The organism is Paractinoplanes tereljensis (genome assembly GCF_016862435.1).
GTDB lineage: Bacteria > Actinomycetota > Actinomycetes > Mycobacteriales > Micromonosporaceae > Actinoplanes > Actinoplanes tereljensis.
On sequence record NZ_BOMY01000061.1, the window covers coordinates 1 to 13,587 of the forward strand.

The 13,587-nt window shown below is 69.1% G+C and carries 14 protein-coding genes; 8 read left to right on the forward strand and 6 right to left on the reverse strand.

All coding sequences use genetic code 11. From position 1 onward, the window contains the following. Positions 1-222 precede the first annotated feature (222 nt). Positions 223-345, forward strand: coding sequence for a hypothetical protein (locus Ate02nite_RS49655; RefSeq protein WP_203814295.1), 123 nt, complete (start codon positions 223-225; stop codon positions 343-345). 175 nt (positions 346-520) lie between these two features. Here the strand turns inward: Ate02nite_RS49655 and Ate02nite_RS45865 are convergent, their stop codons facing one another. Then, complete coding sequence (locus Ate02nite_RS45865; protein WP_203814296.1) at positions 521-1,135, reverse strand: TetR/AcrR family transcriptional regulator; 615 nt, start codon at positions 1,133-1,135, stop codon at positions 521-523. A gap of 88 nt (positions 1,136-1,223) precedes the next feature. Here Ate02nite_RS45865 and Ate02nite_RS45870 point away from each other — a divergent pair, with 88 nt between their 5' ends. After that, a complete protein-coding gene (locus Ate02nite_RS45870) occupies positions 1,224-2,834 on the forward strand; it encodes an amidohydrolase family protein (protein WP_203814297.1) in 1,611 nt (536 codons plus the stop codon). A 21-nt stretch (positions 2,835-2,855) separates the two neighbouring features. On the opposite strand, the gene Ate02nite_RS45875 is transcribed toward Ate02nite_RS45870, so the two are convergent. The 3 genes from Ate02nite_RS45875 to Ate02nite_RS45885 all read right to left on the reverse strand — a co-directional run bounded on the left by Ate02nite_RS45875 (position 2,856) and on the right by Ate02nite_RS45885 (position 5,349). Continuing rightward, the gene (locus tag Ate02nite_RS45875; protein ID WP_203814298.1) at positions 2,856-4,034 is read right to left on the reverse strand and encodes a cytochrome P450; all 1,179 of its coding nucleotides are present in this window, start codon (positions 4,032-4,034) and stop codon (positions 2,856-2,858) included. A 41-nt stretch (positions 4,035-4,075) separates the two neighbouring features. Then, positions 4,076-4,750, reverse strand: a complete 675-nt coding sequence (locus Ate02nite_RS45880; protein WP_239148204.1) for a GTP pyrophosphokinase — start codon at positions 4,748-4,750, stop codon at positions 4,076-4,078. Between the two features lie 95 nt (positions 4,751-4,845). Further along, a complete protein-coding gene (locus tag Ate02nite_RS45885) occupies positions 4,846-5,349 on the reverse strand; it encodes a MarR family winged helix-turn-helix transcriptional regulator (protein WP_239148205.1) in 504 nt (167 codons plus the stop codon). Positions 5,350-5,432: 83 nt separating this feature from the next. On the opposite strand from Ate02nite_RS45885, the gene Ate02nite_RS45890 reads away from it, so the two are divergent. Both Ate02nite_RS45890 and Ate02nite_RS45895 read left to right on the forward strand, forming a co-directional pair. Then, positions 5,433-6,008 carry an NADPH-dependent F420 reductase gene (locus tag Ate02nite_RS45890; RefSeq protein ID WP_203814299.1) on the forward strand — a complete coding sequence of 192 codons (576 nt, stop codon included), beginning with the start codon at positions 5,433-5,435 and terminating at the stop codon, positions 6,006-6,008. Next, positions 6,005-6,412 carry an alpha/beta hydrolase gene (locus Ate02nite_RS45895; RefSeq protein ID WP_203814300.1) on the forward strand — a complete coding sequence of 136 codons (408 nt, stop codon included), beginning with the start codon at positions 6,005-6,007 and terminating at the stop codon, positions 6,410-6,412. The genes Ate02nite_RS45890 and Ate02nite_RS45895 overlap by 4 nt, the downstream gene beginning before the upstream one ends. Before the next feature lie 16 nt (positions 6,413-6,428). Here Ate02nite_RS45895 and Ate02nite_RS45900 read toward each other — a convergent pair whose 3' ends face one another. Further along, on the reverse strand, positions 6,429-6,914 hold the full coding sequence (locus tag Ate02nite_RS45900; protein WP_203814301.1) for a DUF6714 family protein: 486 nt from the start codon (positions 6,912-6,914) through the stop codon (positions 6,429-6,431). Then, complete coding sequence (locus Ate02nite_RS45905; protein WP_203814302.1) at positions 6,911-8,581, reverse strand: eCIS core domain-containing protein; 1,671 nt, start codon at positions 8,579-8,581, stop codon at positions 6,911-6,913. Before Ate02nite_RS45905 ends, Ate02nite_RS45900 begins: the two co-directional genes overlap by 4 nt. Positions 8,582-8,714: 133 nt before the next feature. Between Ate02nite_RS45905 and hemF the strand changes: the two genes are divergently transcribed. The 4 genes from hemF to Ate02nite_RS45925 all read left to right on the forward strand — a co-directional run bounded on the left by hemF (position 8,715) and on the right by Ate02nite_RS45925 (position 13,531). Next, entirely contained in the window at positions 8,715-9,629 is a 915-nt protein-coding gene (gene hemF / locus Ate02nite_RS45910) for an oxygen-dependent coproporphyrinogen oxidase (RefSeq protein ID WP_203814303.1), read from the forward strand. A 151-nt stretch (positions 9,630-9,780) separates the two neighbouring features. Beyond that, positions 9,781-10,524 carry an ATP-binding protein gene (locus Ate02nite_RS45915; protein ID WP_203814304.1) on the forward strand — a complete coding sequence of 248 codons (744 nt, stop codon included), beginning with the start codon at positions 9,781-9,783 and terminating at the stop codon, positions 10,522-10,524. Positions 10,525-10,697: 173 nt separating this feature from the next. After that, a complete protein-coding gene (locus tag Ate02nite_RS45920) occupies positions 10,698-11,669 on the forward strand; it encodes an LLM class flavin-dependent oxidoreductase (RefSeq protein WP_203814305.1) in 972 nt (323 codons plus the stop codon). A gap of 269 nt (positions 11,670-11,938) precedes the next feature. After that, positions 11,939-13,531: a glycosyltransferase family 2 protein gene (locus Ate02nite_RS45925; protein WP_203814306.1), complete on the forward strand. Its 1,593-nt coding sequence runs from the start codon at positions 11,939-11,941 to the stop codon at positions 13,529-13,531. Positions 13,532-13,587: the final 56 nt, after the last annotated feature.

Here is a 13,587-nt window from a genome sequence, read left to right on the forward strand (position 1 = left end):
CGGAGCAGATCCTGTTCAACGAGCTGCGCCCCGGCCAGATCGTGGTCGTGGACTGCGAGGGTGACCCGGAGAACATCGAGAAGTCGAAGCTGACCTTCAGCGCCGCCGACCGCCGAGTGCCGGACGCCGTTCCGGACGACCTCGGAGCCATCACCACCGAGGAGTGACGACCGATGGCCTGGCCGGCGATGCCGGCCGGGCTTCTCGGCCATTCGCGCCGCCGTGCACCTGGACACCGACGCCGACGCCGCGGCGATCGCCGAGCTGCACCGCAAGGTAGCCGCGACCTCCCCGGTCGGACACACCCTGCAGTCCGCGATCCCGGTCCAGATCACGCCCGCCTGAAACAGCTTGGGTCGCTGTGATCCGCAGGATCAAGGTCTTCTTTCGGTACGGGCTGGTTCAGTTCCGTGGCACTCAGTCCCGGTGGGTGCAACTCGCCCTCCGCGCGCCCGCTGCGGGTGGGCCCGGCCCCGGACGCCCGGTCCCGCTTGCCGTCAGGGCGTAAGCACCGTAATGCTCAACGGGCCACCCCCGTCGAAGGCAGGTTCAGCAGCCGCAGGACGGCGTGGGCGAGCACGTCGGCTGCTTCGGCGGTCTCTGCGGGCGAGAGCGAGATCGTTCGCCGGAGAACGGCCATGATCGCACCGAGGGTGGCGGTGACGAGGATGTCGAATTCGAGCGTTTCCGGAACTGCACCGCCCACGGCCATCGCGGCGCGCACATCTGCCCGGATTCTCTGTCCGCGCGGATCGTCACCGTTATCGAGCAGTGCGAGGCGACGGGTAAGGATCGCGGCTATCCGCGGTTGCTCGAGGGCCAGCCGCCCGGTCTGGCGGACGCTTTCGATCAGACGGGCAACAGGGTCGATGCCATCGGGTAGGCGCTCAGAGAGCCAGCGCAGGTAGTCATCGACAGCCGTGGCCGCCGCCGCTTCGAAGAGCTCCTCCTTGGAGGAGAAGTAGTTGTAGAACGAGCCGAATCCGACATCAGCCAGCTCGGTGATCGCCTGGATGCTGGCGTGCGCATCTTCACCCTCCGAGAGGAGGTGCTGCGCCGCTGCGACAAGGGCTGCACGCGTGCGTGCCTTGCGGCGGTCCTGCCGGGCAGGAGGCGGTGCACTGAAGGCTGACACGGCAGGATCTTACAGCACTCAGCAGTTTTGATAATTCCATCAATAGTGGCTATATGATCACCTGGGGAATCGAGCGAAGGATGAAGAGATGTCTGAAAATACCGACGACCCGGGCACTGAGCAGGTGGAACGTGGTCCATCGGAGGTGAAGTCGGCGCGGCGCAGCTCTCGTCGGGCCTTCCTGAAGCGCGCGGGATTGGGTACCGCCCTTGTGGGGCTCGGGGTGGCCGCCGACGAGACGATCAGGAGCGCGACAGCGCCGGTGGTGCCGCCACGAACCACCGTCACCGCAGCGGACGGCGTGCGGATCGACAACGTGACCGTCATCGACCCGACCGACGGCAGCAGACGAGCCCGTCAATCGATCGTCGTGCGCAATGGGCGCATCGCCGACGTCATGCCGACCGCGTCGGCGCCTGTCGAGTCGTCCCTGCGTGTCATCGACGGCGCGGGGCGCTTCGCTGTTCCGGGCTACAACGATATGCACACCCACGTGCTCCAATCGCCCAGCACCGAGCTCGGTTTCGCACTGATGCTGGCCCAGGGCATCACCGGGATTCGCCAGATGGAGGGTTCCGAGGAGCTTTTGACCAACCGCGCCGAGAACCGGCTCGGGCTGAACGAGACAGCCCCGCGGCTCCTGCAGCTGCCGGGCGCACTGCTTTTGCCGTTCAACGCGAACAGCGTCGACGACGCCCGAACCGAGATCGCCCGCCAGTGGGATCAGGGTGCCGACTTCATCAAGATGGTCCTGACCGACCAGGACGTCTTTTTCGCTGCCATCGACGCGGCCCACGAGAAGGGCCTGCGCATCGCGGGTCACCTGCCTCCGCCGGTGCACATCGACGCTGCGGCCGAGAAGGGCTTCGATTCCATCGAGCATCTCGGGACCGGTTCGAGCGTCTTTCTCACGCTCTCCACGAAAGCCGATGAGCTCTGGGCACAGACCCCGTCCACGCTGCCGTTCCCCACCTGGGCTGCGAGCATCCCCTTCGCAGGCTGGGCGTTCGACACCTTCCTGAAGAAGAACTTCCTCGGCCCGGCCACCAGCACCACTAATGCCGCCCAGCTCGGCCTCCTGAAACAGGCCTTCGCCACCTACTCCGAAGACCGCGCGACCGGACTCGCCGGATCCTTCGTCGAGAAGCGGATTTGGAACATCCCGACCATGGCGAACATCAGGAGCAAGTACGTCCTTGACGATCCGGAGTTCCGTGACGACCCCTGGCTCAAGCAGCTCCCCGCCAAGGAACAGGAGGAACACCTCGCCGCCGTCGAATCGTTCCGCTCCACCCCGCCGGCCGACCTCGACATCTTCCACGAGTACTACGAACGCACCCTCCAGACCGTGGGCATCTGGGCAAAGGAAGGAGCGCCGATCATGACGGGAACCGACGGCAACGGCCGCGGGGTCGGCAACAGCTTCGCGATCGAGTTCCGCGAACTGGGACGCGCAGGTCTCACCCCGCTCCAGGTTCTGCGGGCTACGACCAGCCAGCCGGCGACCTACCTCGGCCGCACCGACCGAATGGGCCGGATCGCCGCGGGAATGGACGCCGACCTGCTCCTTCTCGACGCCGACCCGCTGGCGTCGATCGAGGGCCTGAGCTCCATCTCCCTCGTCATGCGCGACGGACACGACCACACGTCCGCCGATCTCGAAGCACGCATCGAACGGCTCATGACGGCACAGGACTGATCCTGACGCGGAAAGCTTGGCTCACGCTGGGGTGGGGAAGCGCAGCGGCAGCTCGTTCGGGCCGTGGGTGCCGATCGCCGGGCGCCAGGTCACCTCGCCGGTGATGACCGGTGGGCCGAAGCGGCGGACCAGGACCGGGAGGGCCTCGCTGAGCTGGGCGCCGGCTAGCGCGGAGCCGAGGCAGTAGTGCGGGCCGGCCCCGAACTGGAGCAGCGGCGCCTCGCGTACCGCAGCGATGTTGAATGTTTCTCCGCCGGGGTAGGCCCGCGGGTCCCGCTGGGCGGTCTGCACGGCCATCGTCACGAAGGTGCCGGCGGTGATGGCCAGGCCCTGGAACTCGAAGTCCTCGGTCGCGCGCCGGAACACGCTCGCTGCCGACGGCCGCCAGCGCATCGTCTCGGTCACCGCGCGCTCGATCAGTTCCGGGCGGTTGCGCAGCAGCGTCCACTGCGCGGGGTGTTCGGCGAACGAGACCATCGTGTTGGACAGCTGGTGGCGGGTGTTGTCGTGGGCGCCGAAGACCAGCGTGACCAGCAGGTTGCGCAGCTCCTCGCGGGTGACCGTTTTCTCGTTGCGCCAGGCGGCGACCATCTTGGAGATCAGGTCGTCGGCCGGGTGCCGGGTCTTCTCGTCGATCAGGGTGTCCACGTAACCGTCCAGGCCCGCTACCGCCCGTTCCACCCGGGCCTCGGTGTCGCCGCCGGCGGCCAGGGCGAAGATCAGGCCGATGTCGCTGGACCAGACGCTGAAGATGTCGTGGTCGGCGGCCGGCACGCCGAGCAGTTCGCCCATCACCGCCAGCGGCAGCCGGTTGGCGAACGCGTCGACGAAATCGGCGTCCTGCACCTCGTCGGCCAGCGACTCGGCCATCGAGGCGATGAACGGCCGCAGCCGGTCGATGGTGCGCGGCGTGAACGCGCGGCTGACCAGGCCGCGGAGCCGGCGGTGGTCGGCGCCGTCGTGGTTGACGATCATCGGGGCCCACCAGTCGTGGATCGGCCCGGCGGTGATCCCGTTTTGCTGCAGGTAGCCGTCGCCGCCGTGGTCCAGCCGGCGGTCCCGGAGCAGTTCCTGGGTCTCCGCGTAACGCAGCACGAGCGGTCCCAGCGGGCTGTCGGCGTGCCAGCCGGCGGCCTGTGCGGCGAACACCTCCGGCGCGGTGAAGTCAAACGCCGGATCAACAACGTTGAGGTACGGCATGGAGCCGAGTGTGACGCACCGGTCACCAAGAGCGGAATGCCTCAGGGGCGCCAGCGGGGGCCGTGGATCTGGGCGTGCAGCCGTTCCATCCGCTCGTCGAGACGGGCGGCGTCGGTCGCGGCGGCGGTCAGCTCGTCCTTGAGCGCGGCCGGCACGTCCTCCTCGTACTTGTAATAGATCTTGTGTTCGAGGCTGGCCCAGAAGTCCATCGCCACGGTGCGCAGCTGCACCTCGACCGGGACGGTGACGACCCGGTCGGAGAGGAAGACCGGGATCTCCACGATCAGGTGCAGGCTGCGGTAGCCGTTGGACTTGGGCTCGGCGATGTAGTCCTTGGTCTGCAGCAGCGTGACGTCCTGCTGGCGGGTCAGCATGTCGGCGACCGTGTAGACGTCCGAGACGAAGCTGCACACGACGCGGACGCCGGCGATGTCGCGGATCCGGGCGCGCACCACGTCCAGCGCCTGCGGGCAGCCGATCCGCTCGGCCTTGGCGGTGAGGCTGTCCACCGTCTTCAGCCGGGTGTTGACGTGCTCGATCGGGTTGCCCCGGCCCCGGTGGGCCAGCTCCTCGGCCAGGATCGTGATCTTGGTGCCGATCTCGGCCAGCCCGAACTTGTAGACCAGCATGAAGTGCTTCAGCTCGTCGGCCTGCCACCGCAGCGGCTCAAGCCCGCCGGCGGTCACCCGCGCCAGCGCGGACCGATCGGTGGTCACTGTTTCGTCTCCCGGGATGTTCCTGCGTCGTTCGACGCGCGCCACCACCGTATGCGGCCCGCGCACCCCGTGGTGGTCCATCTGTGGCATGACTCTCAGCTGTCGCCCGGTGGACTGTACCGCTGGTAGATGGCGGCCCGGTCACCGTCCGGATCGAGGCGCCGCAGGATGGCGCCGGTGATCTCGCCGAGCTGGGTCACCTGTTCGGGGGAGAGGGCATCGATCACCTTCTCCCGGACGATCGCCACGTGGCCCGGGGCGCTGTCCTGCACCTTCTGCCAGCCGGCCTCGGTCAGCCGGGCGTTCGTCGCCCGCCGATCCTCCGGGCAGGGGAAGCGTTCGAGCAGGCCACGGCCTTCTAGGCGCTGCACCACGTGGGAGAGGCGGGCCAGGGTGGCGGTGGTGCGCTCGGCCAGCGCGGTCATCCGCAGGGTGTGCTCGGGCGCCTCGGAGAGCATCGCTAGCACGTAGTAGTCGAAGTGGGTGAGCTCGGCGTCCCGCCGGAGCTGGCTGTCCAGGGTCGCCGGGAGCAATTCCAGCACGGCGGCCAGCCGCACCCAGGTCGCCAGCTGTTCCGAGGTAAGCCATCGCGTGTCCACGCTCACAGTATGTCACCGAGTTAGTTGTTGCTACAACCTTCAATCACGCGTAGGTTGTAGCTACAACCAATTGGGAGGCCATCATGGCGCACATCAGCATCATCGGCAGCGGGAACATGGGACAGGCGATCTCCGGCCTGGTCGCCAAGGGTGGCAACACCGTCGAGCTGGTGACCAGCTCCGACACCGACAAGGTGGTCACCGGCGAGATCGTGGTGCTCGCCGTGCCGTACGCGTCGGTCGCCCAGATCGTCGCCGACCGCGGCCCGCAGCTGGCCGGCAAGGTCGTCGTCGACATCACCAACCCGGTCGACTTCGCCACCTTCGACGGCCTGACCGTGGCCGCCGACGGCTCGGCGGCCGCCGAGATCGCCGCCGCGCTGCCCGAGTCGCGGGTCGTCAAGGCGTTCAACACCAACTTCGCCGGCACCCTGGTGGCCGGTTCGGTCGGCGACCAGCCGACGACCGTACTCATCGCGGGCGACGACGCCGACGCCAAGGCCCTGCTGGCCGCCGCGGTCGGCGCGGCCGGCCTCCGCGCGATCGACGCGGGCGGCCTCAAGCGCGCCCGCGAGCTCGAGGCCCTCGGCTTCCTGCAGATCACCCTGGCCGCCGGCGAGAAGGTCTCCTGGGCCGGCGGCTTCGCCGTCGCCGCATGACCCAGGTAATCGCGACTGCCGGTTCGAAAGACTCGTCGGTGCCGCTGGTCGTGCTGCTGCACGGCCGCGGCTCCCACGAGAAGGAGATCATCAACCTCGCGGATCACCTTCCGGCCACTGTGGCGTACGCGGCGGTACGCGCCCCGATCGCCGAGGGCAGCGGCTTCGCGTGGTTCGCCAACCGCGGCATCGGGCGCCCCCGCCCGGATTCACTTGCCGAAACCATGCGGTGGTTCCGGGAATGGCTCGACGACGAGGCACCCGAGGGCCGGCCGGTGATCCTGATCGGCTTCAGCGGCGGCGCGGCCTTCGCCGGCGGCCTGCTGCTGGCCGACCCGGACCGTTACGCCGGGTCGGCCACGGCATCGCCCCGGCCGCCCTGGAAAACCTCGCCGATTGGCTGACCACGCACACCGCGACCTAGACCCAGAAGTCGAGGCCGGGTGCCGCCCGATCCACCGGTGGCTCCCGGCCCGCGGTTGCCCAGTCCGCGCGGTCGTACTCCCGGACGAGTTCGAGAAACGACCGGATCGCCGCCCGCTGCCGGTCGTCGAACTGCTCGGCCCGGGCCTGGAAGAAGTCCCATTCCCATCCGTCGCGCCGGGCCGGGGGAGTGAGGTTGAAGATCGTGCCGTCCAGGGCGGCTCCCACGTCGTGCCGTGCCTCCACGCAACCGGCCAGGTAGGCGGGCAGGTAGTAGCGGAAGGCGGCCGGCGTGAACAGCGGTAGCGCGTAGGCGTGGGTGCGCAGTTCCGCGGTGGTGATCTCGTGCCAGCCCCGGCCGGCGAAGGACGTCACGATCTCCCGGGCCTCGGGGTCGCCGGGGGACACCACCAGGCTCTCGCCGTCCGGGCGGGGTACCTCGCCGAACGCGTCCTCGAGCTGTCGCCTGGTCAGCGACGTCATTTACATTTCTCCTTCATCACGTGCTGGCAGTTCAGCAGCGAGGCGCGCTGCTGGGCGATCTGCTGCATGTGGCCCTGGTACCCCGGATGGTCCTTGGCCCAGCAGTGTTTCTGGATCCGTTCGCGCAGGTCGATGCACGCGTAGAGGGCCGCCACCTTCGCGGTCGCCGAGGCGCAGGTGTCGGTCTGCATGTTGCAGCCTCCCTCGCCGCACCGCTTCTTCATCTCTGAATACCACTCGTCCAGCTGCGCGTTGGTGCACAGCTGTTTCGGGTCCGCCCGCTGGTGCGGCAGCGTCCCGATGTCGGGCAGGGTTCGCGTCCGGGTCTTCGGCTTCGGGGCTCCCTTCAGGGCGATCTCGATCGTGTCTATCGACTTGTCGAGTGCCTGCGGGACGGTCGGGTCGACGCGGGGATAGTCGAGCGTGGCGATGTAGTAGATGCTCAGTCCCACGGCCACCGCCACCACCGCGACGATGAGCACGGCGGCCACGGTGGTGCCCACCCCCACCGCCGCGCCCCCGGCCACCGTGCCGCCGGCGGCCGTGGTGGCCCCGGCTCCGGCCCCGACCGTGGTGGCGGTTCCGGCCCCGGCCCCGGCTAAGGTGGCGGTTCCGGCCGACTCGGCCAGGGCCAGCGGGACGAAGGCCAGGGCCGGGCCGCCCAGATCGGCGGTCAGCGGAACAGCTGCCCGCTCCGGCAACGCGGGCATTTCCACACCGCCGCGCAGCAGCGCGAAATGGGCCGAGCGGAGCGCGTCGTCGATGGTGAGCGCGTCCGCCAGGGTCAGATCGTCCTGCTTCATCCGCTGGTAGTACTCCGCGGTCAGCGCCTCGAGCCGCCGGATCCGCGCCGGATCGACCACCTCCGAGGTCCGAACCTGACGGCACTCCTCCTCGGTCGGGGCGATCACCGGTCCGCTGTAACCGGTCTCGCCGAGGCAGGACTCGTTGAAACCGGGGATGGCCGACTCGTCGACCGTGCCGCCGGACAGCACGTGGCCGCACGCTCCCTGCATCGCCACGCAGGCCGCCTGCCGGGAGTACGCCTTGGTCCCCGGCGAGTCGATCCGGCCGGGCGAGCCGAGGTGCGGTACCTCCACGGTCCCCGCGTCGGCCTGGCGGGCGATCCGGCCCGGCGGCGCGTGGTCCTGCTGCTGAACGACGTGCGTCAGCTCGTGCGCGAGCAGCCGCTGCCCGGCCGGGCTGTCCGGCGCGAACTCGCGGCCACCGAACACGATGTCCTGGCCCGACGTGTACGCCCGGGCCTGGATCGACCGGGCCGAGCTGGCCGCGGCCGGGCCGGTGTGTACCCGTACGCCGCCGAAGTCTCGTCCGAAGCCGGCTTCGAAGCTGGACCGGGTGGCCGGCGGCAGCGGCTGCACCACGTCGCCGGCCGGGCCCTCCGGCGTTCGCTGCACCCGGCCGGCCGGCGCCGACGGGACCAGGCGTTCCGCGGTCCGTTCCGCCTCCAGCTCGTCGGCATCGCCGGGATGGCTGACGGCGGCGGCCTTCTGCTCGGGCGGGCAGTCGCACGACGAGTCGGTTCCGCACCGCTGCACCCAGGCCGGCCAGACGACCGGCCGGACCCGTTCGGCTTCATGACCCGAGGCCGGGGGCGTCCGGGGCGAGGCTGGGGCCGCGCATCGGGCCAGGAGCCGAGGTCCCATCTTCCGGACCTTCGTCGTGGTCCGTCACCGCAGCGTCACCGGCCGGTCGCGACGGGGCAGCGCGGATCGCGGCGCGTTGCTAAATTCCGACCGGCATGATCGTCGATCTTTTGAGCCGTCCGGGGGTGAGACGATGAGCGCCCGCCGCGATCGGGTCGTCGAGGTCATGCGCGCCGGGCAGGACGCGTTCGGGCGCGCCCTCGAGGAGTGCGACGGCGGGGGCCGCTTCACCCCGCACCGGTGGAGCCGGCCCGGCGGGGGCGGCGGCGAGGCGCGCATCCTGGAGGACGGCCGGGTCTTCGAACGGGCCGGGGTCAACGTGTCGGCGGTCTACGGCGACGAGGCCCCGGCCTCGATCGCGGCCGAGCACGGGGTGGACCCCGCGGTCGGCTTCTTCGCCACCGGCCTGTCGACCGTCGTGCACCCGCGCAACCCGCACGTGCCGTCGTTCCACGCCAACTTCCGCTACTTCGAGATGGGCGACCAGGCCTGGTGGTTCGGCGGCGGCGCCGACCTGACCCCCGCCTACGGGTACGCCGAGGACGCGGCCCACTTCCACCGCACCCTCAAGGACTACTGCGACGGTTACGGTCCGGCGTTCTATCCCGAGGCCAAGACCGCCTGCGACGAATACTTCTACCTGCCGCACCGGCGGGAGACCCGGGGCGTCGGCGGCATCTTCTTCGACGGCCTGCGCCCCGACGGCCCGGACGGCTGGGATCGCGGCCTGAGGCTGGCCGCCCGCGGCATCGAAACCCTGGCGGCGGCCTATCTGCCGATCGTCCGCCGGCGCACCGACCAGCCGTACGGCGACCGCGAACGCCAGTGGCAGCTCTACCGCCGGGGCCGCTACGTGGAGTTCAACCTGGTCTACGACCGAGGCACCAGGTTCGGCCTGCAGACCGGCGGCAACATCGAGGCCATCCTGATGTCCCTGCCCCCACTGGCCAGCTGGGCCTTCGACGTCCAGCCCGAGCCGGGCACCCCCGAGGCGGAGATGCGCGACAACTTTCTGACTCCGCGCGACTGGGCATCACCCGCACGATGATGAACAGCGTCCGGCCAGGTGATATATGGTGGCATAGCCGCCCTGGACCCCGGTGGCACGCCAGTTCTGGCTAGGTGCCCGGGGGAGCATTTTGACTGTCGATGGCCTGCAGCCTCCATACCTGTTGACCGCCATCACCGACGGTAGCGGCGTGGGCGTGACCATCACCGGTGACGCCGGCCTGGCGGTCGTCGAGGTGGTAGCGCACGGACTCTGGTCGGAGCAGCTGGGTGATCAGGTGACCACCGCCCTGCAGATGTGCCTGGCCGGGCTGTCCGTCTCGATAATCGTCGATCTGCACGATCTGGACGATCCGCCCGGGGTGAGCATGTCGTTCTGGCTGGCGCTGTGGCGGCAGGCGCGGTTCGGAGCCCCGCCGGCGCACCTGACGTTCTGCCTGCCCGCGACGACCACGCTGAGCCGGCGCCTCCGGTATCTCCGCGGACCGCAACCACGGGTCTTCGCGACCGTGGCCGAGGCCCGCACCGCGATCGCCGGGCGGCTGTCGCGCGCCGACCAGCTGCAGGCCCGCCTGGAGCCGCGGCCGGCTTCGGTCCGGGTCGCCCGCAACCTCGTCACCCAGGCCTGCCACGCCTGGCAGCGGCCGGAGTTGCTGGCGGACACCTCGCTGATCGTGTCCGAACTGGCCGCCAACGCGGTCGAACACGCGGCCACCGACTTCATCGTCACCGTGTCCCGCAACGGCACCGGACTGCACCTGGCGATTCACGACTGTGTCAGCCGGTTCCCGCGCCCGAGCGGATCGGAACTCACCAGTCCGCAGGCCTCGTTCGTCGAACGGGGGCGAGGCCTGCGGCTGGTGCACACGGTCGCCGCGGCGTGGGGCACGATGCCCACCCGCGAGGGCAAGGTCGTGTGGGCCACGGTGATGTGACGGGTATCTGCGGCGGTCGGACCGGCCACATCTCGGGCGACATCGAAAATTCTTCGTCCCGGGGAGTTGCCGTGCGGACTCGTCACTCGCACACCGCCGCCATCGTCGTGCTGGTCGTCATTGTCGTAGGGATCATTCTTTCGGTGCTCGGTTGACGCGTTAGTGTCGCGATCATGTCTGTTGTTCTTTCGCTGCTCGACCTCGCTTCGGTGCCGGCCGGAAAGCCGGTGCGGGACAGCTTTGCCGCCTCCGTCGAACTCGCCCGGGCGGCCGAGCGCAGCGGGTTTCGCCGGGTTTGGTACGCCGAGCACCACAACATGCCGGTCATCGCCTCGTCGGCCACCAGCGTGCTGATCGGGTACATCGCCGATCGGACCGAGTCGATCCGGCTCGGGGCCGGTGGGGTGATGTTGCCCAACCACTCGCCGCTGGTGATCGCCGAGCAGTTCGGGACCCTGGCCACGCTGCACCCGGGGCGGATCGACCTCGGGCTCGGGCGGGCGCCGGGCAGCGACCAGAACACGATGCTCGCGCTGCGCCGCGATCCGGCCTCGGCCGACTCGTTCCCGGAGGACGTGCTGGAGCTGCAGGGATACCTCAGCGGGCACAGCCGGGTGCCGGGCGTGCAGGCGGTGCCGCGGGCCGACGAGGTGGTTCCGCTGTACATTCTCGGGTCGTCGATGTTCGGCGCGCGGCTCGCCGCTCAGCTGGGACTTCCGTACGCTTTCGCCTCGCATTTCGCCCCGGATCTGCTGCACCAGGCCGTCGACGCCTACCGGGACACGTTCCGGCCGTCGGAGCAGCTTTCCGCGCCGTACGTTATGGCGGGGGTCAATGTTTTCGCGGCTGAGGATCATGATCTGGCGGTGCAGCAGAAAACCGTGGCCTACCGGTCTCGCACGCGTGCCTTCCTGCGGCGGGGCAATTTCACCGACGCCGAGATCGACGCGTTTCTGGCCTCGCCGAACGGTGCTCAGCTGGCCGGGATGACCCGGTACACCGCGGTCGGCACCCCGGATGAGGTGGCCGAATACCTCGGTGCCTTCGCGAAGGGCTGCCAGGCCGACGAGTTGATCACCACTCATCAGGCGCCGGAGCCGGCCGACCGGGTTCGCTCGATCGAACTGACCCGAATAGTTTCGTAAGCGTTTCCAGCGCAGGGAAGAAGATCTGTAACCTCGCTCACTTCACCCGGTGCCGGGTCGCGTAATTGTTTGCACGGAATTTACCTGGCACCGGTTTGTGTGCAGGTCAGCGCGATCTCGGAAATCGATCAAGAACGTTTGGATATGCCGCCGGAAATGTGACCGGAAAGAAATGTTCCGCAAACGCTCGTCGATGAAACGTATCTCCGGTTATCTGGATATCGGCACCGAATTCACGGTGTTGAATATCAACGATCCGGGGAGCATCCATGACGGCAACGTCCCCTACGCCGGCTCGGCTGGCATGGCGGCCGCTGCAACGGTCAACGCGCGTCGCGATCATCGCCGCTCTCGCCGCCACCGTGTTCTACCAACTGTTCCTGCTGAACCCGGCGTACCGCGGACCGGGCTGGCTCTGGGTCACCATGCTGCTGGCCGAGGGGCTGACCGCCCTGCACCTGGTGGGCACCTGGTGGACGATCCTGGCCCACGACGACCGGGCCGAGGCGGTGGACGCCACCGTCTGGCGCAACCGGCTGCGGGCCGGCGCCGACGTCCCCACCATCGACGTCTTCATCACCGCGTACGGCGAGGAGCCGGCCCTGGTCGGCCGGACCGTGCTCGCCGCCCGGGACATGGAGCTGGAACACCGCACGTTCCTGCTCGACGACGGGGACAGTGACGAGCTGCAGCGGATCGCCGAGGACGCCGGCATCGGTTACCTGCGCCGGCCCGGTGGCGCGCACGCCAAGGCCGGCAACGTCAACGCCGGTCTGGCCCGCACCGACGGCGAGTACGTGGTCATCTTCGACGCCGACCACGTGCCCGAGCCGGGCTTCCTGATCAGCATCCTGCCGCACTTCCAGGACCCGGACGTGGCGTTCGTGCAGTCCCCGCAGTCGTACACCAACAACGTCAACCTGGTCGCCACCGGCTCCGGTGAGGCCCAGCGCATTTTCTACGAGCTCGTCTGCCCGGGGAAAAACCATTTCAACGCCGCATTCTGCGTCGGCACCAACGTCATGTTCCGGCGTACGGCGTTGGACAGCATCGGTGGCATCTGGACCGGCAGCAACTCCGAGGACATCTGGACCTCGATCGAGCTGCACAAGCGCGGCTGGAAGTCGATCTACGTGCCGCAGGTGCTGGCCCGCGGGCTGGCACCGGAGGACGTCTCGGCCTATCTGAAACAGCAACTGCGCTGGGCCGGCGGCGGTTTCGAGGTGCTGCTGAAGGGCCGGCTGTTCAAGCGCGGCATCGGCCTGACCATCGACCAGCGCCTGCAATATCTGTTCTGCGGCACGCACTACCTGCTGTCCCTGGCGATGCTGACGTTCATGCTGTTCCCGGCGCTGTACCTGCTGTTCGCGCTGAGCCCGATCCGGGCCGACGGCGTTGCCTGGGCCACTCACTACCTGCCGTTCCAGGCGGCCGTGCTGCTTGTCACCTGGCTGCAGTCGGGCGGGTTCAAGCTGTCCGCGATCGTGGCCAGCATCGGCGCGGTGCCGGTGCACCTGCGGGCGCTCGGCGGTGTGCTGATCGGCCGGCCGGCCAAGTGGAAGGTCACCAACGCCGGTGGTCAGGGCGTCCGGTCACTGTGGGCGGTCATGCCGCTGTTCGCCCTGCTCGTGCTCAATACCACCGCCATTGTGGTCGGCGTGCTGGTGATGGCCGACCCGGCGCCGACCTGGCTGTCGGTCGGCTGGGCCAGCATGATCGTGCTCATTCTCGGCCGGATGATCGTCGAATCGATCACCGGTGGCCGGATCCGGAACCGCAACGCGGTGCCGGTCGCGACCCCGCTCGCGCCCGCCGGCGCCGAGCTCGACAGCCGGCCGCAGCCCGTCCCGGCCGTCGCCTGAGCCTTTCCCGCCAAGACCTGAGCCATTCCTGCCGAGAGAGGCACGACTATGACCAC

Excerpts from the sequence above, each read along its gene's own strand:
- Ate02nite_RS45870 (WP_203814297.1), top strand. The coding sequence starts at position 1,224 with ATGTCTGAAAATACCGACGACCCGGGCACTGAGCAGGTGGAACGTGGT.
- Ate02nite_RS45925 (WP_203814306.1), top strand. The coding sequence starts at position 11,939 with ATGACGGCAACGTCCCCTACGCCGGCTCGGCTGGCATGGCGGCCGCTG.
- Ate02nite_RS45875 (WP_203814298.1), bottom strand. The coding sequence starts at position 4,034 with ATGCCGTACCTCAACGTTGTTGATCCGGCGTTTGACTTCACCGCGCCG.
- Ate02nite_RS45920 (WP_203814305.1), top strand. The coding sequence starts at position 10,698 with ATGTCTGTTGTTCTTTCGCTGCTCGACCTCGCTTCGGTGCCGGCCGGA.
- Ate02nite_RS45905 (WP_203814302.1), bottom strand. The coding sequence starts at position 8,581 with ATGGGACCTCGGCTCCTGGCCCGATGCGCGGCCCCAGCCTCGCCCCGG.
- Ate02nite_RS45900 (WP_203814301.1), bottom strand. The coding sequence starts at position 6,914 with ATGACGTCGCTGACCAGGCGACAGCTCGAGGACGCGTTCGGCGAGGTA.
- Ate02nite_RS45895 (WP_203814300.1), top strand. The coding sequence starts at position 6,005 with ATGACCCAGGTAATCGCGACTGCCGGTTCGAAAGACTCGTCGGTGCCG.
- hemF (WP_203814303.1), top strand. The coding sequence starts at position 8,715 with ATGAGCGCCCGCCGCGATCGGGTCGTCGAGGTCATGCGCGCCGGGCAG.
- Ate02nite_RS45890 (WP_203814299.1), top strand. The coding sequence starts at position 5,433 with ATGGCGCACATCAGCATCATCGGCAGCGGGAACATGGGACAGGCGATC.